The organism is Mycoplana azooxidifex (assembly GCF_014196765.1).
Lineage (GTDB): Bacteria > Pseudomonadota > Alphaproteobacteria > Rhizobiales > Rhizobiaceae > Mycoplana > Mycoplana azooxidifex.
In genome coordinates this window covers 223,301-241,536 of the sequence record NZ_JACIEE010000009.1, presented here as the reverse complement: position 1 = coordinate 241,536, position 18,236 = coordinate 223,301, and the positions used below count along the sequence as shown (strand labels likewise).

General features: G+C 59.7%; 15 protein-coding genes. 2 read left to right on the top strand and 13 right to left on the bottom strand.

Going from position 1 to position 18,236, the window contains the following annotated elements; all coding sequences use genetic code 11:
• Positions 1-25: 25 nt before the first annotated feature.
• From GGQ64_RS21520 to GGQ64_RS21510, 3 genes are all read right to left on the bottom strand, one after another.
• A complete protein-coding gene (locus tag GGQ64_RS21520) occupies positions 26-1,024 on the bottom strand; it encodes an aldo/keto reductase (protein WP_183807387.1) in 999 nt (332 codons plus the stop codon).
• On the bottom strand, positions 990-1,430 hold the full coding sequence (locus tag GGQ64_RS21515) for a hypothetical protein (RefSeq protein WP_183807386.1): 441 nt from the start codon (positions 1,428-1,430) through the stop codon (positions 990-992). Before GGQ64_RS21515 ends, GGQ64_RS21520 begins: the two co-directional genes overlap by 35 nt.
• Before the next feature lie 98 nt (positions 1,431-1,528).
• Positions 1,529-3,040 (bottom strand): MFS transporter, encoded by a 1,512-nt coding sequence (locus GGQ64_RS21510; protein WP_246422828.1) that lies wholly within the window; start codon positions 3,038-3,040, stop codon positions 1,529-1,531.
• Positions 3,041-3,107: 67 nt separating this feature from the next.
• On the opposite strand from GGQ64_RS21510, the gene GGQ64_RS21505 reads away from it, so the two are divergent.
• Complete coding sequence (locus GGQ64_RS21505) at positions 3,108-4,001, top strand: LysR family transcriptional regulator (RefSeq protein WP_183807385.1); 894 nt, start codon at positions 3,108-3,110, stop codon at positions 3,999-4,001.
• Positions 4,002-4,326: 325 nt separating this feature from the next.
• Here the strand turns inward: GGQ64_RS21505 and GGQ64_RS21500 are convergent, their stop codons facing one another.
• The 5 genes from GGQ64_RS21500 to GGQ64_RS21480 all read right to left on the bottom strand — a co-directional run bounded on the left by GGQ64_RS21500 (position 4,327) and on the right by GGQ64_RS21480 (position 9,123).
• Positions 4,327-5,043 (bottom strand): maleate cis-trans isomerase family protein, encoded by a 717-nt coding sequence (locus tag GGQ64_RS21500; RefSeq protein ID WP_183807384.1) that lies wholly within the window; start codon positions 5,041-5,043, stop codon positions 4,327-4,329.
• Between the two features lie 7 nt (positions 5,044-5,050).
• A complete protein-coding gene (locus tag GGQ64_RS21495; RefSeq protein WP_183807383.1) occupies positions 5,051-6,166 on the bottom strand; it encodes an ABC transporter ATP-binding protein in 1,116 nt (371 codons plus the stop codon).
• A 61-nt stretch (positions 6,167-6,227) separates the two neighbouring features.
• On the bottom strand, positions 6,228-7,310 hold the full coding sequence (locus GGQ64_RS21490; RefSeq protein ID WP_183807382.1) for an extracellular solute-binding protein: 1,083 nt from the start codon (positions 7,308-7,310) through the stop codon (positions 6,228-6,230).
• 50 nt (positions 7,311-7,360) lie between these two features.
• Positions 7,361-8,155, bottom strand: coding sequence for an ABC transporter permease (locus tag GGQ64_RS21485; protein WP_183807381.1), 795 nt, complete (start codon positions 8,153-8,155; stop codon positions 7,361-7,363).
• The gene (locus tag GGQ64_RS21480) at positions 8,152-9,123 is read right to left on the bottom strand and encodes an ABC transporter permease (protein WP_183807380.1); all 972 of its coding nucleotides are present in this window, start codon (positions 9,121-9,123) and stop codon (positions 8,152-8,154) included. The genes GGQ64_RS21485 and GGQ64_RS21480 overlap by 4 nt, the downstream gene beginning before the upstream one ends.
• 134 nt (positions 9,124-9,257) lie before the next feature.
• Between GGQ64_RS21480 and GGQ64_RS21475 the strand changes: the two genes are divergently transcribed.
• Positions 9,258-10,250, top strand: a complete 993-nt coding sequence (locus GGQ64_RS21475) for a LysR family transcriptional regulator (protein ID WP_183807379.1) — start codon at positions 9,258-9,260, stop codon at positions 10,248-10,250.
• A 381-nt stretch (positions 10,251-10,631) separates the two neighbouring features.
• Here the strand turns inward: GGQ64_RS21475 and acnA are convergent, their stop codons facing one another.
• From acnA to GGQ64_RS21450, 5 genes are all read right to left on the bottom strand, one after another.
• Positions 10,632-13,232 (bottom strand): aconitate hydratase AcnA, encoded by a 2,601-nt coding sequence (gene acnA, locus GGQ64_RS21470; protein WP_183807378.1) that lies wholly within the window; start codon positions 13,230-13,232, stop codon positions 10,632-10,634.
• A 162-nt stretch (positions 13,233-13,394) separates the two neighbouring features.
• Positions 13,395-14,279, bottom strand: coding sequence for a GntR family transcriptional regulator (locus tag GGQ64_RS21465; RefSeq protein WP_183807429.1), 885 nt, complete (start codon positions 14,277-14,279; stop codon positions 13,395-13,397).
• Between the two features lie 85 nt (positions 14,280-14,364).
• Positions 14,365-15,864, bottom strand: a complete 1,500-nt coding sequence (locus tag GGQ64_RS21460; RefSeq protein ID WP_183807377.1) for a tripartite tricarboxylate transporter permease — start codon at positions 15,862-15,864, stop codon at positions 14,365-14,367.
• 10 nt (positions 15,865-15,874) lie between these two features.
• Positions 15,875-16,348 (bottom strand): tripartite tricarboxylate transporter TctB family protein, encoded by a 474-nt coding sequence (locus GGQ64_RS21455; protein ID WP_183807376.1) that lies wholly within the window; start codon positions 16,346-16,348, stop codon positions 15,875-15,877.
• A gap of 52 nt (positions 16,349-16,400) precedes the next feature.
• Positions 16,401-17,372, bottom strand: a complete 972-nt coding sequence (locus GGQ64_RS21450; RefSeq protein WP_183807375.1) for a Bug family tripartite tricarboxylate transporter substrate binding protein — start codon at positions 17,370-17,372, stop codon at positions 16,401-16,403.
• Positions 17,373-18,236 lie beyond the last annotated feature (864 nt).

Below are 18,236 nucleotides of genomic sequence, written 5' to 3'. Positions count from 1 at the left end.
CCGATCGAGCGGCCCGTCATACTGTTCAGTGACCGGTCATTTTGAGGACGGCCTCCGGGAGGCGCTCGCCCTGCACGTCTATCTTCGATGCCTCCTGATCGATCTCCGACAGATCCTCAGGTTTCAGCATCAGATCTGCGCCGCCTATATTCTCTTCGAGGCGGTGGATTTTGGTGGTGCCGGGGATCGGCACGATCCATGGCTTCTGAGCCAGAAGCCATGCAAGCGCCACCTGTGCCGCGGTGGCCTGCTTGCGTGCCGCAACCGTCTTGATCACTTCGACCAGCGCGAGGTTGGCCTTTCTAGCCTCGGGAGAGAAGCGCGGCACCGCATTCCGGAAGTCTCCTTCCTCGAACTTGGTGTTCTCGTCGATCTTCCCCGTGAGGAAGCCCGCGCCGAGAGGCGTGAAAGGAACAAAGCCGATGCCGAGTTCTTCGAGAACCGGAAGCAACTCCTTCTCAGGACCGCGCCAGAAGAGCGAATACTCGCTTTGCAGCGCCGTGACCGGCTCGACCGCGTGGGCGCGTCGGATCGTCTGGACGCCCGCCTCCGAAAGGCCGTAGTGCTTCACCTTGCCCTCGGCCATCAACTCCTTGATGGTGCCTGCGACATCCTCGATCGGCACGTTCTGGTCGACGCGATGCTGGTAGAAGAGGTCGATGCGATCGGTCCTCAACCGCCTCAATGCAGCATCGGCGACGTCCCTGATGTGCTCCGGCCGGCTGTTTGTTCCGCCCGAGCCGCGCTGTCCGGTTTCGAGGTCGATGTCGAAACCGAACTTCGTGGCGATGACAACCTGGTCGCGGATGGGCTGAAGCGCCTCGCCGAGAAGCTCTTCGTTTGCAAACGGCCCGTAGGCTTCCGCCGTATCGAACATGGTGACGCCCCGGTCATGGGCGGCGCGGATGAGATTGATCATCTCGGCCTTGTCGCCGCCCTTCCCGTACACTCCTGTCATGCCCATGCATCCCAACCCGAGGGCCGAGACTTCAAGTCCGGTATTTCCAAGCTTGCGCTTCTGCATTGTCTTTTCCTTCTTGATATTGGGCGACCCGAGTGATCAGCTTGGCTGCGGCGCTTCCACGCCAGAGTAGACAAGCACCTGATCTGGAAGCCTTGCGCCGCGAATCTCGATGGCGTCGACCGCCTCGTTCAGCTCCTTGAGCTCCCGACGGTTCGATCGTCGTCTGATACGTGTGGCTCATGTTCTGGACGCCGATGCCGATGCTGGAAACCTCCAGCGAGCCGAGCCGGCGAAGGCCAAGCCCCGCAGACGCGGCGGCAGAAGCGCCCGCCTCCTGCGCCAGCGTGGATCCGACTTCCAGGATCGGAACCGATGCTAGAGCGCCTGTGGCACCGAGGAAGAGACGGCGGCTGAGCGCGGCGCTCTCGCCGACCGGATGCGGTGTATCGCTGTTCTCATTGGACATGTTGTTCTCCATCAGCTTCGTGGTCGAATGTAGTGTGTGCGTTCGGTCGGATTAGACGCCGAGGACCGCATGTCCCTATTGGAAGAGCTTATGAATGGTCAGGCATCGGCAGCGCAGGCAGTCCTGGCTTCATCGAGCTTGGCCGAGTTAGCCTCGCCGACCGACGGGACAATGGTTGTCAGTGTGATCAGAAACCCTAGGATCAGCATGACCGTTCCAGCGTCGAAGGCGTGCGAGACGCGGTAGGCGGTCAGATCCGCACCGCTGAGGCCGGCCGATCCAATGGCTGCAATCGCTATAAGGGCACTGAGACCGACGGAGCTTCCAATCTGGTGGGCGACGTTGACCACGCCAGAGGCCGCTCCGGCATCTGAATGATCCACACGGGCCACACCGGAGGATGTCAGGGGGCTGAGCGTCAGACCCTGGCTGACCCCGATCAGGATCATCGGCAACGCTACGGCGCTCCAGTAATCGGATCCCACGCCCGCACGGCTCAACCAGCCCATGGCGATGATGCCGATGAGCATTCCGGCGACCAGAACCGTATTGCGACCGAAGCGGCGGATGAGACGCGGCACGATCATCGCGATCGGGACGTGCAGGATCGTCGCAGGGACGAAAGCCAGGCCCGTGAGAGCGGGGCGGAAGCCGGCGACTTCCTGAAGATAGAGCGTCGTGAAAAAGAAGAACCCGACCATCGCGGCGAGATAGAGGACGCGCGCACCGTAGGCGCCCGATCGTTCCACGTCAGAGAACAGGCGGAGCGGAAGAATGGGCTGCCGCGCACGGCGTTCGATCAGAACGAACAGGCCAATGAGGACGATGGAGGAAAGGAGAATTGCGACGGTGGTGGCGTCCCAGCCTGCCTGTGCCGAGCGAATGAACCCGTAGACGAGCGCGCTCATTCCGATTGTCGATGTGAGCGCACCCGGGACATCGAAGGCACCTGGACGCTTGCCTGTTTCAGGGATGTAGGCGCGCGCCGCGAGGATCATTGCTATCCCGATCGGCAGGTTGAGCAGGAAGCCGACACGCCACGACAGCCAGTCGGCGAGAAGGCCGCCGGCGATCAGCCCAACGGTGGCGGAAACCCCCGCCGCGGCGCTGTAGAGCGACACCGCCCGGACACGCTCTTCGCCCTCGTCAAAATGTGTCTGCAACAGAGCCAGCGTCGAAGGTGCGAGAATGGCCGAACCCAGCCCCTGGATCGCTCGCCAGGCAAGCATCCATGCGGATGATTGCGAGGCACCGATCGCGACTGAAGCCAAGGTGAAGATCGCCATGCCGACCATGAACATCCGACGGCGGCCGAGGATGTCACCCGCTCTTGCGCCGAGCAGAAGAAATCCCCCGAAAGTCAGCGTGTAGGCGCTCTGCACCCAGGCAAGCCCAGCATCTGTGAAACCAAGTTCGTGATGGATCTTGGGCAACCCTGTGAGCACGACCGAGATGTCGAGGACGATCATCACATAGCTGATGAGGATGATGGCGAGGATCGCGGTCTTGTTTGAATGGGAGGCGGTCGATTGTTCGGTAGGCATCGCTCGTCCGTTCTGCGCTTTGCAAGGCCGTCCTCCACGACGAAGCTGCGGTTTCGATGCTGGCAAGATATTCCTTGCCGACCATTTCGATTAGAGGCACTAATCGGGATGAAGCTATAAGGGCGCCTAATGAATGCCGCAGGAGAACTTCAACGATCTGGTCGCGTTCGTCACGGTGGCGCGCGAGGAGAGCTTTACCCGGGCGGCCGTAAAACTCGGCGTCTCCCAGTCGGCGCTCAGTCAGACTGTGCGCGGTCTCGAGGAGCGGCTTGGTCTTCGGCTGCTGACAAGGACGACCAGGCGCGTCTCGCCGACGCCTGCGGGAGAGCGCCTCCTTCAGACGGCGGGGCCTCGGTTCGATGAAATCCAGTCAGAACTGTCGGCGCTCAGCGAGATGCGGGATAAACCTGCCGGAACCGTCCGGATCACGGCGGGTGAGCACGCCGCGATCTCCGTTCTCGCTCCCGCACTCGAAAAAATCCTGCCAAATTACCCCGAGATCAACGTCGAGATTACCGTGGACTACGGGCTGACGGACATCGTTGCGGAGCGATACGACGCGGGTGTTCGCCTTGGGGAGCAGGTCGCCAAGGACATGATCGCCATTAAGATCGGTCCGGAGATGCGTATGGCCGTCGTGGGAGCGAAGTCGTATTTCCAACGCAATCCGTGGCCCGAAACGCCCCAAGACCTCACGAACCACAACTGCATTCAGATTCGCATGCCCACCTATGGAAACATATTTCCCTGGGAGTTCGAAAAGGACGGGCATGAGGTCAAGGTCAGGGTCGAAGGCCAACTCGTCTTCAACAACATGGGAATGCGTCGCGACGCCGCGCTACGTGGACTTGGTCTGGCGTATATGCCCGAGGACCAAGTGGTGGAAGATGTCCGTAGGGGTGATTTAATCCGGGTTTTGGAAGACTGGTGCGAGCCGTTTGCGGGCTATCATCTGTACTACCCCAATCGAAGGCATGCCTCTCCGGCATTCGCGGCTGTCGTGGATGCGCTGCGCTTCCGAGCGTAGCGTTCCTTTCACGCGTAGCAACCACCGCTCTTGCCGCTCATGTTCGACCTATCTGGGCCTACAGCAGTCAAAATGCCTCTGTCCACTTTGCGCCCGACAGCGGACACGGGCTCTGCTTGGAGAAGTGGCCGATTTGGGGCCGCTGGCCGACCGTCCGCTGCCAGGACACCCAACACGAAAAGCTAACATCAGAGCTATTGCCGCCGAGGTCTGGGATCCGCCGATCTCGTTGAAAAACTCGGCAGGTTGAACTGCTAGCAACGGTGAAGCCGGCATGCCTGAGAGTTTTCGCCCCTCTGCCCTATCATCAACATAAAGCTGGGAATCAAAATTCGCGACAAGCCCAAGAAAACTCTTCATTTGTAACACCGAGTTTCCGGATAGCAGACAATATGCCGATTGCAGCAGAATCGAAAACGGTGATGCCAAGCTTGGACGTCAGTGTTCCGGCAAGCGCGTAACCGGAGAGATTGGTGCTCCAGATCAGAATTCCGTCGGGCTTGCCAGCGGCAAGTTCGTCAACGAGGCGCGCCATGGTCTCGATATTGACGTTCGCAGCCTCGAAATTATCGCGGACCTCAAGGTCGCGGCGCGTGACGATCTCTATTCCTTCCCGCGCAAAGTTTTCCTCGAGACGGACGCCCTCAGCGGGGGTGCCCTGTTGAAGAATTGCGATGCGTCTGATGCAGCGTGATCTGAAAAGTGCCACAGTCTCCAGCGCCGTCGTGGTTGCGGGGATGCCGGTTTCCCGTTCGATCAACTTGCAGAGCTTACGGTCAGGTTCGAAACCGAGCAGTGCCCCCCGGGTGGCGTTCCACAGTATGACACCGGGGCGAGCCTGCGCCAGCATTCCTGCCGCGTTCAGAAAGGCCGCCTCGTCATAGCCCGCGGCGGGATGGCCGCCATAGGGAACACGGGAAAAACATGCATCGATGCCCGGAAAACCCTCGATGATCGCTCTAGTGACGCGCTCGACGACGCGGTTGGACGAAGGCAGGAGCACGCCGAATGCGCGCGCTGCCACGGAAGCTGTCATCTTCATCTGTCTGTCACTGCTCCCGGACGATCAATGTGCGCTCGGCGGACCAGTTCGCGGTCCATCTCGTTCCCGGTTCGGGCGGTGTCGCGCCGATGGCTTCGATCGGCAGCGCGCAGACGAATTCGAGGCCCGGAACGTCCAGCCAGACGGAAAGCGATTGGCCCTTGAAGACCGTTCTGAGAACGTTTCCGCTGATCGTGTTGGTCTCTCCACCGGAAGGCTCGCCGGGTGTAAGACGGATGCTTTCCGGCCTGACTGCAACGATCGCCTTTTCGCCTGCGCCAAGGTTGGTCGTCATGCTGCTGGTGAAAACATTCCCGGAAAGTCCCGCCAGGGTCGTCATGCCGTTCCGGCTTTCGAGGACCGCCGAGGGTATGAAATTCGACGTACCGATGAAATCCGCGACGAAATGCGATGCCGGTCGCTCGTAGACCTCGCGTGCGGAGGCAACCTGCTCGATGCGTCCGCCGCGCATGACTGCGATCTGGTCGGCCAGCACAAGCGCCTCTTCCTGGTCGTGGGTCACGAGGATCGTCGTCAGCCCCAGTTTGTTGCAGAGCTGGCGCAATTCGATCTGCATCGCCTCGCGGAGCTTCTTGTCAAGCGCTCCGAAGGGCTCGTCGAGGAGAAGGACCTTCGGTTGGTAGACGATCGCGCGGGCAAGCGCGACACGCTGCTGCTGCCCGCCGGAAAGGGCGGCCGGCATGCGATCTTCGAAACCGGTCAGATGCGTGAGCGCCAACGCCTGTTTCACGCGATGGGCCATTTCCGCCTTCGGGGTGCCGCGCATCGACAGGCCGAAGGCGACGTTTTCCAGAACGGTCATATGCGGAAACAGGGCATAGTTCTGGAACAGCATGCCGAGATTGCGGCGATGGACCGGAAGCGTGGTCACCGGCTTTCCGTCGATGGAGATCTCGCCCGATGTCGGCTGGACGAGGCCGGCGATCATGCGCAGCGTCGTCGTCTTGCCGCACCCGGAGGGGCCGAGTAGCGCCAGGATCTCGCCGCTTCGCGCTTCCAGATTCACGTCGCTGACCACCTGGCTGGCGCCATATCTCCGGCTGATGCCGCTAAGGCTGACACTGCCGCCGCCGCGGTTGGTTGTCACTGCAGGATTGCCCATCGGCACTCTCCATCGGTTCGAGACGACCGGCGATCCGCCGGCCGTCGCTCAGGCTTCAAGGTCAGACGGCGAAAATGCCGTTCATCTTCTCGGTCCAAGCGGAACGCTTGGCATTGATGAATTCCCAGTCGGGCGTAAACAGACCACGCTTGTCCATTTCGGAAAGCGGATAGGCGATGTATTTCAATGTGTCTGCCGAGAATTCAATGCCGCTGACCGGCGGTGCCGTCAGGGCATATTCGCTGAAGGCCTTCTGGACCTTGGGTTCAAGCATGCGGTTCATGAAAGCGACCGCGACATCCCGGTTCGGCCCGCCCTTGACGAGGACCTGGCAGTTGTTACCGGCGAAGCTGCCTTCCTTCGGGAAGCTCATGGTCACCGGCGCGCCCTTGGCCGTGTAGGGATAGATGTATTTTGACAGCTCCAGAAGACCGATGTCTGCCTGGCCCTGTGCCACCTCGTTCGCAGCCTGCGGACCGTTGTCGAACAGGTTCATGATGTTCGGCTTCAGTTCGGCGACCTTGTCGAAGCTGTCATCGATCAGATACTGCGCCTCTGCAAACGGCTTTCCGGACTTGATCGACGCTGCGACGATCAAGAAGAAGACCGAAGGCGTGTTCTTCGGACTGACAAGCTTCAGCTTGCCGGCATATTCCGGCTTCCACAGGTCGGCATAGCTTGCCGGAGGGCTGACGGCAGTATTGTGGAACATGCTTGCGACCGATATCGCAAGTGCGCTGCCCCAGCCGCCGAAAGCGAACTTGTCATAGAGGTTGGCAAGCGCGGGCATGTCACCTTTCGGCAACTGGTCGATCAGGTCCTCCGCCTTGCAGATCGGAATGGCCACGTCGTCAATGAACATGACCGAGAACTTCGGATTGTCCTTTGTCGCGCGCATCTTGCCGACATTTGCAAGCGTGAAGCCCTCTTCCGCCGTGACCTTGCAGTTGAAATCCTTCTCGAAAGCCGGAATGATTTCCTTCTTGACGAACTCGCCTTGCGAGCCGCCCCAGATCCCCACATGGATTTCCTTGCCGGCGGCGAAGCCATTGCGGACGAAACCCGCCGGGGCCGCCAAGGGTGCGGCAAGCGCTGCGGTAGCGAGCGCAAGCTTGCCGAATTTACGTCTTGAAATGTCTGTCATGTAACTTCCCCTATTGTGGTTGATTCGGTGATTGGAGACTGAGGACCGGATCAGCTTGCCAAGCGGGCGAGGTTGATCCCGAAAACCCTTTCGATGACGAGCACGAGAAGCAGAGCGAAGAAGATCATCAGCGAGGCGATAGCCGCGATCGAAGGATCGAAGGATCGTTCAATGACGGTGTAGAGATACAGCGGAATCGGGAAGTGGTTACCATCGGCAAGCCACATCGAGATTGGGTAGTCGTCAAAAGACACGATGAAGCAGAACACGCCGCCGGCGAGGATGCCGGGCCTTACCTGTGGCCAGACGATCCGCGTCGCGACAACATGCGGCGGCGCACCAAGAACGGCTGCAGCATCTTCCAGATTGCGGTTCGCCAGAACGAAGCTCGCTGACACCGACCGGATCACATAGGGTAAGCAGACGACGGTGTGACCGATAACAAGCTGCAGCAGCGTGGCGCGGAAATTCATCATCGAGAAGAACTGCAGCAGCGCGATACCGGTAACGATGAGCGGCACGATGAGCGGCGATAGAATGATGCCGAGCATGATGTCCTGTCCGGGCACCTTGAAACGCGTGAGTCCTGCGGCACAAGGAATACCGAGCACGAGCGAAACCGTCGTGACGATCGCCGCCAGTTCAAGGGAGAATAAGAAGCTGCCCCGCGCTTCCGGGTTTGCGAGCACCGCGGCGTACCATTTCAGGGTGAAGCCCTGCGGCGGGAAGACGATGAAGGCCGTGTCGGAGATCGACATGAGCAGTGGCACGACGAGCGGTGCGACCACCATCAGAAGGATGATTGCAACGACGATCCTGATGGCTGGACTGACAGTTTCGGTCATCGGGCGCTCTCCGTCCAGCGGGCGAAGCGCCGGTTGACTGCATTAAGGAAGACGAGGTTGACGGTCAGCACCATGACGATCAGCAGCGTGGAGATGGCGGCGCCGAAGGGCCAGTCGTTGAGTGTCAGGATCTGCTGCTCGATGAGCGTGCCCAAGAGCGGTGAGAAATTGCCGCCAAGGATCTGCGGCGTGACATAGGCCGCCGAACTTAGCGAGAAGACCAGCGATGCTCCGACGGCCAGCCCCGGCAGGCTGAGCGGGAAAACGATCCGGATAAAGACCTTGAGCCTTGTTGCGCCTGCGACGCGTGCCGCTTCCTCGACCGTGCGGTCGATGCGGCCTATCGCGGCTGCGAGCGGCATGACCATGAAGGGCAGATACACATGGACGCAAGCGATCAGGACCGCCCATTCCGTATACAGCAGGACTGGCGGGCTGGTGATGCCAACCTGTTTCAAAATCCAGGCGAACGCGCCGGCCTTGTTAAGGATCGTCTGCCAGCCATAGGAACGGACGACCACATTGACCAGAAGCGGCGCGAGGATCGTGATCGTCACGAGTCTTGCGAGCGACGGGCCGCCACGTGCGATGGCGATGGCCAGCGGGTAGGCGAAGACCATGGCACAGAGACTGGTCAGCAGCGCGATCCGCACGGTCCGCATCAGGATTCTGAAATAAAGATCGGAGGAAAATAGGCGGGTATAGTTTTCGAACGTGATGCCCTCGACCATCACGCCATCGACGCTGTGGGAAGAAAAGCTCGACACGATCATCGAGAGGACCGGCCAGAGGAACCAGATCGCCAGGAACAGAAGCGCTGGAGCAACGAGAAACAGGCCTGTATGGCGGGTCGACGAAAATGCCGTCCAGAACATTTCGGCGGGGCGCGAGAAGCGTCCGGCGACGGGGCCGGCCGCCATTACCTCTTCGCTCTCCCGCGGAGTTTCGAAGGGTATTGTTCTTTCCATGCTTCGCATCAGAATTCACCTTCGGCGGTATCTTGCCTTGCTCTCCGCCTTGACAATCGAGGAGATTCGCGTTGCCGTCTATCGCAGAATGGGCAATTCTCCATTCGAGAAATTAGAATGCCGAAGGATATTGGATGCGCGGATCTCTGGTACCTGCATCGCTACGCTATGCCGATCAGGTCGCTCGCTCCGGCTCGATCCAGAAGGCCGCGAAAGAACTGAATGTTGCGGCATCCGCAATCGACCGGCAGATCCTGCTGCTGGAGGAGGATCTGGGAGTCGAGCTTTTCGAACGCCTGCCACGCGGAATGCGGCTGACGGCGGCGGGCGATGCCCTGATCACGCTCGCTCGTCGCTGGAAAAGCGACGAGCGCCGCGCGGTGACCGAAATCCGGCAGTTGCAGGGTGTCCATCAGGGGCATATGCGGCTGGTCGCCATGGATAGCCATGCCAACGGCTTCCTGCCGCAGTTCATTGAGAAGCTGGCGGTCCAGCATCCGCGTATTTCTCTAGCAGTGGAGATAGCAAGCCCCGACGACGCGTTGACCATGCTCATGTCCGGTGAGGCGGATATCATCGCCGCCTTCAATCTGTCTCCACGACGCGACGTACATGTTCTGTGGAGCGCCGAACTGCCGTTCGGCTGCGTCGTGGCACCCGGCCACGAACTGTCCAAAGTCGCAACGACCAGTCTGCAGGAAGCCGTGCATTATCCGATCGCCCTGCAAAGCCGAGCGCTATTCATCCGCCGCTATCTGGATGCCCGTTACAGTTGGCTTTTCAACGATCCGCAGAAGGCGGTGGTGACCAATTCACTGCAACTCGTCAAGAATCTGGCGCGAAGCGGCCGATATATCGCCTTCACATCCGAGTTGGATGCTGCACCGGAGATCATTGCGGGCTCGCTTCTGTTCCGGCCAGTGCGCGACAAGGGCGCCGAGCCTCAGACCGTAGGCCTGGCGATCGATGCAAAGAAGCCGCTTTCGCGCGTCGGACGTATTGTCGGTGACCTGCTCAAGAGCGAACTCGAAATATGCCTGCGATCAGTTCGCCAGATATCCGAAGTATCGACACGGCTTGATGACCGAGCGACGGGTCCCCCGACGAAAGGGCGCCGCAATTCATGACTGCGACCTTGTTGCGTTCATATCCTCATTCAAGGAGGCCGTGAATTGGACCAATGGTTTGAGCGTTTGACCGAGCCGGTCGCCCTGCCCGAGTTCGCGGCTGCAAGCATCGGCCGGCAAAGCTATACCATCAGGCTCGACGTCGAACTCCCTGAAATCGCCTACGGTGTGCTCTATATGGTGGGCGGCTCGGGAGAGGCCTCTCGGTCTATATGCACTGTCGCGCTAAGGGCTGGCCAATCCTACGGATCGACCGTCTGTCATCTCACTAGATTTGATGGCTGCTTTCAGGACGGCAAGTAAAAGATCCGAACGACCGAGTTGCCGGCGTAAAGCCGCCGAAGCCGATAGTTGAAAAATGTCGGCTTTGTGCGCCTTGTGTCATTTTGCTGACGTCAGGTCCTGCAATATGCGCGGTAGGATTCCCCCCGCCCTCAGATTCTCGACTTCGGCCATCGTCTCGATTGCCGCTGTTGCCACAAATTCATGGATGGTTCCGTCGGCCCGTCGAATGGTTACGTTTACGGGGCAGCGGGGTGCAATGAGAGATTCGTCCGCTTCAATTTCAAGGATATCACCTACCTCCAAGCCCAGTGCTGCAGGACCATATTGAGGTGGCAATCTCATCGGCAGAATTCCAATGCCGATGAGATTGGAGCGATGAATACGCTCGAAGCTCAAGGCCAGCACTGCCCGGACGCCCAGGAGTGAGACACCTTTGGCTGCCCAGTCGCGCGACGACCCCATGCCGTATCTCTCTCCGGCAATGATCACGACAGACTGATCTGCTGCTGCATATTTTTGTGCAGCACTCCAAAGCGGAAGAACCTCTTGCGACGGCCAATGAATGGTCGATCCGGCCGGTATTCCGTCCCCCAACATGTTGTCGACCGTGCGGTTCGTAAATAGGCCGCGAACCATGGCCTCCCAATTGCCGCGGCGAGACGCGTAGACGTTCAGGTCCTTCGGGTCGTCGCCCATCCCGATGAGATACCGGCCGGTCTCGCTCTCCTCAGCTATGGCGCCGGCAGGTGATATGTGGTCGGTCGTGATGTCGTCGCCCAGAACGAGCAGTGGGCGCGCTGTATAGTTTCCAAGTAGACTTCCTGTGCCGACACATGCGAAAGGCGGCCGACGGATGTAAGTCGACGCTTCATCCCATGGAAAAATCGTCGTCTCGGGAGCATCGAGCTCACGCCAGACGCGGCTGGCTTCAGCCTCTTCGTAGGCAGGCGTGTAGTCACCTGCGTCTGCCGCCAAGGCAAGGGCTTCGTCAATCTCGGAACTCTTCGGCCACAGCATCGACAGAGTGACGGCTTCCCCGGTCTGCGAATAGCCGATGACGTCAGTCAAGATGTCGAGGTCAACAGTTCCAGCCAATGCGAATGCAATCACCATCGGTGGCGAGGCCAGGAAGCCCGCCTCGAGCTGCGGATGAACGCGTCCGGGGAAATTCCTGTTGCCGGAGAGGACTGCGACAGGGAGGATGCCACGTTCGGTCATCGCTTTGGAAATCGGCTCCGTCAGCGGACCGGAGTTGCCGATGCAGGTCGTGCAGCCATACCCAACGATCCCAAAGCCCACGGCCTCGAGGTCCGAAAGGATGCCGGAGCGCCGGAGATAACGCTCGGCCGTTGGCGAGCCCGGCGCTAGAGAGGTCTTGACCCAGTGCGGTGGGTGAAGCCCGTATATCCGGGCTTTACGGGCGAGCAGGCCTGCGGCCAGGACAAGTCTGGGATCTGACGTATTGGTGCAGCTTGTGATGGCCGCTATAGCAACAGCACCGTCATCAGGCCCGCCCCCACCAGCGGCCGGCGTTCCATCCTTCTTCATCGGCGCGATGGCAGCTCTGGTCTGGCTGACGGGCAACCGATCCTGCGGCCGGGAAGGTCCGGCAAGACTCGGTTCAACACGAGACAGGTCGATTTCGACAACGCTTGTGTAGCGCGGCGTCGCCTCAGGATCGAACCAGAGGCCGACGCGACGGCAGTACGTCTCCACCAGGCGTATGTGGACCTCCACTCGTCCGGTGGAGCGCAGATAGGCAAGCGTGTTCGTGTCGATCGGGAAATATCCGCTGTTGCCACCGAATTCAGGGGTCATATTCGCAACGACGGAGCGATCGCCGGCCGTGAGTTCCGACACGCCAGGTCCATAGAATTCGACGTATTTGTCCTGAAGGTCGATACGGCGAAGGACGTGCGTCACCACAAGAGCCAGGTCCGTCGCCAGCACGCCATCTTTCAGTTTTCCCGACAGTCTCACGCCGACGACGTCGGGCACGCGAAGGGCAACCGGCATGCCGAAGAAGACGCTTTCCGCCTCCAGCCCTCCCACGCCCCAGGCAAGCACCCCGATGCCGTTGATCATGGGGGTGTGACTGTCGGTACCGATCAGAGTGTCTGGCGCAATCCAGCGCTTTTCTTCATTGGGAACAAGGCTCACCACCGTCGCCAGCTTTTCGAGGTTCAGGGTGTGCATGATACCCGTCCCGGGAGGATGGACGTGAAAGTCCGCCAGGGTACTGGTCGCCCATTTCATGAAGCGGTATCGCTCAGCGTTCCGTTCGAACTCACGCGCCATGTTGCGCTCTAGTGCGCCCACGCCACCAAAGAAATCTACCGCCACTGAGTGGTCGGTGGAGACGTCGACGCGCACTACGGGATTGAGCAGTGCCGGATCAGCGCCGGCCTCCGCAAGCGCAGAACGCATGCCGGCGATATCGACAAGGGCCGGACCGCAGGTCGTGTCATGCATAAGAACGCGGTTTGGCAGGAACGGGATCTCCTGGTCGCTGGTGCCGGTATCGATCCATCCGAGGATTGCCGCCTTCGCCCGTTCAGCATCTTGTCCCGCGGTACGAAGCACGTTCTCCAGCAAGATGCGATGGATATAGGGAAGGCGTTCGAGCTTATCGCCGGCCACCTGCGGCAGGTCGATGAAGTCATATTCCTCATTCTCGATGGTGATTTTCTCTGTCATCATTGGCTCTGCACTTCCGCATGTAGTCGTTGGTGGCGATTGCGATCTGGAGCTAAGACCTCCATTTTTTCATTATATGATCATATGGTGCATTTTGAGAATCGCCGCACTCTCACCTCATCCGTCTCACCGGAATCTCAAAACAGCTAGTTGGCATGCGAATTAGACCTGCGGGGCCTTTATGCGACCTGCGCCCATAATGTGGGTGTAAAGAAAAGCGGCCGCCTCGGTTCGTCGACCGGCTTCGAGCAGGTCCAGGATATGCAGATGTTCCGTCGTCTGCCTCGGCAACCGGCTTCTGTCGATCGTGACGTGATACTCGACAAGCCGGCGCAGTCTGTTGATGCGCTTGATGGAATCCAGGAAGAATTCGTTTCCTGCGCAAGCAACAAGCGTCTCATGGAAGTCGTTGTTCGCCTTGAAGATCTCTGCGCGCGACCAGTGTTCGTATCCGCCGTCGCGCAGCGCCGTCTGTGTTTCACGCGCCTTGAGGAAGCCTTCCTTGTTCAGCTCGAACGTCGGCAACAACATGGCCTGCTGCTCGATAACGGCACGAAAGACATAGCCCTCCTCGTAGCTCTGACGGGAAGTGAGGGTTCTTGTAAACGACCATCCGTTTCCTGGAAGCCTCTCGATCCATCCCTCCTCGGCGATGCGATGGAGAACCTTCAAAAGCTTCGTGCGCGGCAGTTCATAGATCCGCATGAGTTCGCTTTCGCTCACACGCTCGCTCAGAGCGCCGGAAAGGCGGTCTTCCGCGATCCGGAAGTAGGCGGCCTCGTCGCCCTCCGGATGTTCGCCTCCGTCCTCCTTCGCCACCTCGATCTTATCGCTATCCATCCCGAGGAAATATCCGCGATTGGGTTCAGCACGGACGATGCCCCGCTCTTCCAGCTTGCGTAGCGCACTCATGACCGGCGCACGGGAAACGCGAAACGTATCAGCAAGCATCTGCAACGGCAGGTGTTCGCCTTTTCGCATGCCATTGGCCCGCACGAACTCGATGATGCTCGTGCTGATCTGAGGTGAGAGGCTATTTCTTGCCATGTCCGTCTCGAGCCACTTCTTCTTCACTATGACAATCGGACCAGTTCATCCTGCTCATGACTTAGTCGGCACGAGCCGCCGCGCGTCAATCCTCGTCGTGCTGGAACCGCGACAACCCACGGAAGATAAAGGGCGCAATCAAGGCGATCGTCGCAATGGCGATCATGATCGCGGAGCTGGGATGCTGGAACAGTATCATTGGATCACCAAGGCTCATCTGCAAGGATCGACGCAGCGCGTTGTCGGCGAGCGGGCCTAGGATCAGGCCGACAACAGCCGGCGCTATCGGATAGTCGTATCTCCTCATCAGGAAACCGATGACGCCGAATCCCGTCAAAAGGAGGAGCTCCACAACAGAGGGATTGGCCGCTATCGTTCCCATCGACGCGAAAACCAGAATGCCAGCATAAAGCCATGGCAACGGGATCTTGAGCAGTTTCACCCACATGCCGACCAGCGGGAGGTTGAGGACGAGCAGCATGACATTGGCAATGAAGAGACTTGCGACTAGCCCCCACACCAGATCGGCATGCTGGGTGAACAGCAGTGGACCTGGCTGGATATTATATTGCTGGAACCCGGCGAGCATCACTGCGGCGGTCGCCGACGTCGGTAGCCCGAGTGTCAGAAGCGGGACGAGTGTGCCGGCTGCCGATGCGTTGTTGGCAGCCTCGGGCCCGGCTACACCCTCGATTGCGCCCTGACCGAACTCCTGAGGCTTCCTGCTCAGCCTGCGTTCGATGTTGTAGCTGAGGAAGGTCGGGATTTCGGCACCGCCGGCCGGCAATGCGCCAATCGGGAAGCCGAGAACGGTTCCGCGAAGCCAGGGCTTCCAGGAGCGTCCCCAGTCTTCCTTCGTCATCCAGATCGACCCTTTCACCGGAATGGGCTTTTCCGGCTTATGGAGGTGGCGGGAGGCCACCAAAAACGCCTCGCCGATTGCAAACAGGCCGACCGCCAGGGTGGTGACTTCCACGCCATCGAGGAGTTCTGGAACGCCGAACGTCAGCCGGGCCTGTCCGGTGAGCTGATCGATCCCCATCAGGCCGAGCCAGAGGCCAAATGCCAGGCTCGTGAGACCGCGCATCGGCGACGAACCGAAGGTCGCAGAGACGGTCACGAATGCGATCAGCATCAGACCGAAGTAGTCCCAGGGACCGAATTTCACGGCAACCTTGACCAGTATCGGAGCCAGAAAAGCAAGGCCAAGGGTGGCTATGAGAGCGGCTACGAACGATCCTATCGCCGCGGTTGCAAGTGCCGGACCGCCTCTGCCCGATCGGGCCATCTTGTTGCCTTCGAGGGCCGTAACGACCGAGGCACTTTCACCGGGTGTATTCAGAAGAATTGCAGTGGTGGAACCGCCATACATGCCCCCGTAGTAGATCCCGGCGAACATGATGATCGAGCCGCCCGGATCGAGCTTGAATGTCACTGGCAATAGCAATGCGACGGTCAACGCCGGACCGATCCCCGGCAAAACGCCGACAGCCGTGCCAATCATCACGCCGATCGCAGCATAAATCAGGTTTGCGGGCTGGATCGCAAGCGCAAAGCCCTCGATGAGGAAGGAAATGGAATCCATCTGACGAACCTCAGAAAAGCTTCTCGAGCGGGCCTTGCGGCAGCGCAAGCGTCAGCAGCTTGTTGAACAGTAGGAACACGAACACGCCGATAGCGGCCCCGAGACAGAGGTCAACTAGGAACGCTCGGCGGCCGAAAGCGTGGGCAGTCAGAGCGAAGAGCAGGGTCGACCCGAGGATGAAACCACCGCCAAGCCATATCGAGCCAATGAGCCCACACAATGCGAGGCCGATCCAGCCAACGGCCTTCCAGTCCGCGACTTCCACTTCGACATTCGAGGGCTTGAACGCGGACACCAGATGCCCGACCGCAAGAACGGCAAACAGGAGGGCGACGAAATAGGACGCGGCACTCGCGCTCATTCCGTAGGCCGCGCGGGTCGTCATCTGACTGGCGTCCCAGTAGGTGATCACTGCTATCGCGAACAATACGATGGCAATCACCGCCGGGGGACGGTTCGGAGTGTGGATCGGTCTAGGAGTCATTGTGTCCTCGTCGCAAGCGGGAGGAGCAGAGCCCCTCCCTTCCAGCGTCACATCAATCGGCAAGGCCAATGGAGGTCAGGATGGACCTGACGCGGTCATTCTCCGATGCGATGAAAGTCTTGAATTCATCGGTGGGCGCGTAATAGTCGGACCAGCCGCGGGCCTTCAGGATTGCCTGCCACTGTTCCGATTTAACTGTGTTGTCCACGGCGGCCTTGAGCGCATCGAGATCAGCACCCTGGACATCCGGACCGGCGAAGATGCCGCGCCAATTCACCAGCTCGATGTCGAGGCCCTGCGCCTTGAGCGGCTTCGCTTCTATACCTTCGATCGGTTCCGGATAGGAGATCGCCAGTGCCCTCAGATCGCCGGACTTGATCTGGCCTTCCCATTCGCCATAGCCGGAAACACCGGCAGTAGCCTGGCCGCCAAGCATTGCCGCGAGAGACTCGCCACCACCGGAATATGCGACGTAGTTGATCTTGGCCGGATCTGCCCCGGCCGCCTTGGTCACCAGAGCTGCCAGAATATGGTCAGCACCACCAGCCGACCCGCCGACCCAGATCGTCTTGGCGACGTCCGTCTTGATGGTGGCCAGGAGATCGTCGATCGTTTTGATGGGGGAGTCCTTTGAGACCACAATGACGAGAGGATCGCCGGTGAGGCGCGCGAGAGGCGTTACCTGCGTCAGGTTGACCGGAGACTTGTTGGAAATGCTAGCGCCTACAAGGGTAATGCCAGCGACCAGCAGTTGATTGGGGCTACCTTTGGCCGATCCAATGAACTGGGCAAGGCCGACAGTCCCACCCGCACCCGGAACGTTGACCACCTGCACGCTCTTTGCGTTGCCCGTCGCCATCATAGCCTCCTGCAGCGAACGGGATGCAGAGTCCCAACCGCCACCCGCACCCGCAGGGGCCGTGATTGTCAGCTCGAGATCCTGTGCAGTTGCCGAAAGGCTTCCGAAACTAAGAACGCTTCCGACGATGGCGGCCATCAAACCGTATTTCATAAAATTGCGCATCGCGATTTCTCCTCCTCGCATCGCGGGGCTCACCTCCTGAGCCGGACATCGCAGAATTTGCATTATATCGTTATAAAAGTAAATATGGGAAATTAGACATTCATGCCCGGTGCCCACCAGCTGAGCTCTAGCCAGATGATCGGTCGCCGCGGCCGGTAAGAAGCGGAAATTATTGCCGCCAACCGACCCGGTTGCCTAGCTCCAAAGCCAGGGCACAAAAATTGCGTTCGAGGCAAAGCGGACCGGGCGGCTTGCAGGATCCTCACAGTGTTGGGCGAACGGCCGGAAGGAGGGCGCGAAGCCGTATCGAGTCCTCTATGTCAGCTTCGGGCCCAAAAGCGGATACGTCAGTTCCGGTATCGCCTACGTGAATCCAATTCCGTCGAGCGCTTTTTTGGATCGAAGAGATGTGTCACTGGTTTCCAGCTTCCGTGCATATCGGTTTGCCCCGGTGCGAACCCCGAGTACGATCAATCTGACAGCACATATAGGTCGACGCGCCTCTGCCTATTCCGGACGCTCGTGGAGCCCAGGTATTTGAGGCCGCAGGCGCTGCCGACCGCAAGTAGCCCCACAGCGCCGCCCCCGCCATCAGCGACGCTGCGACGGTCCGGCCATACACCGCGAGCTTGATTCCCCTCCGCTCAGCGAATGCAAGTGCTCGACTCGTCGGCTCGGCCAGCGTCGGCGTATCGGTTTCCAAGGCATATCTCCGGACACTTGATGTGGTCGCCGGGGTGCGTGAAAGTCCTATGGCGGTACAAGAGCGCAAACTTTGTAATTTGGACAATCCTGTGGCAGCAGAACTGCGCCGAACGCAAAACAATCAGCTCCTTTAGCGCTATTTCCAGGGCTTCGAGGTCG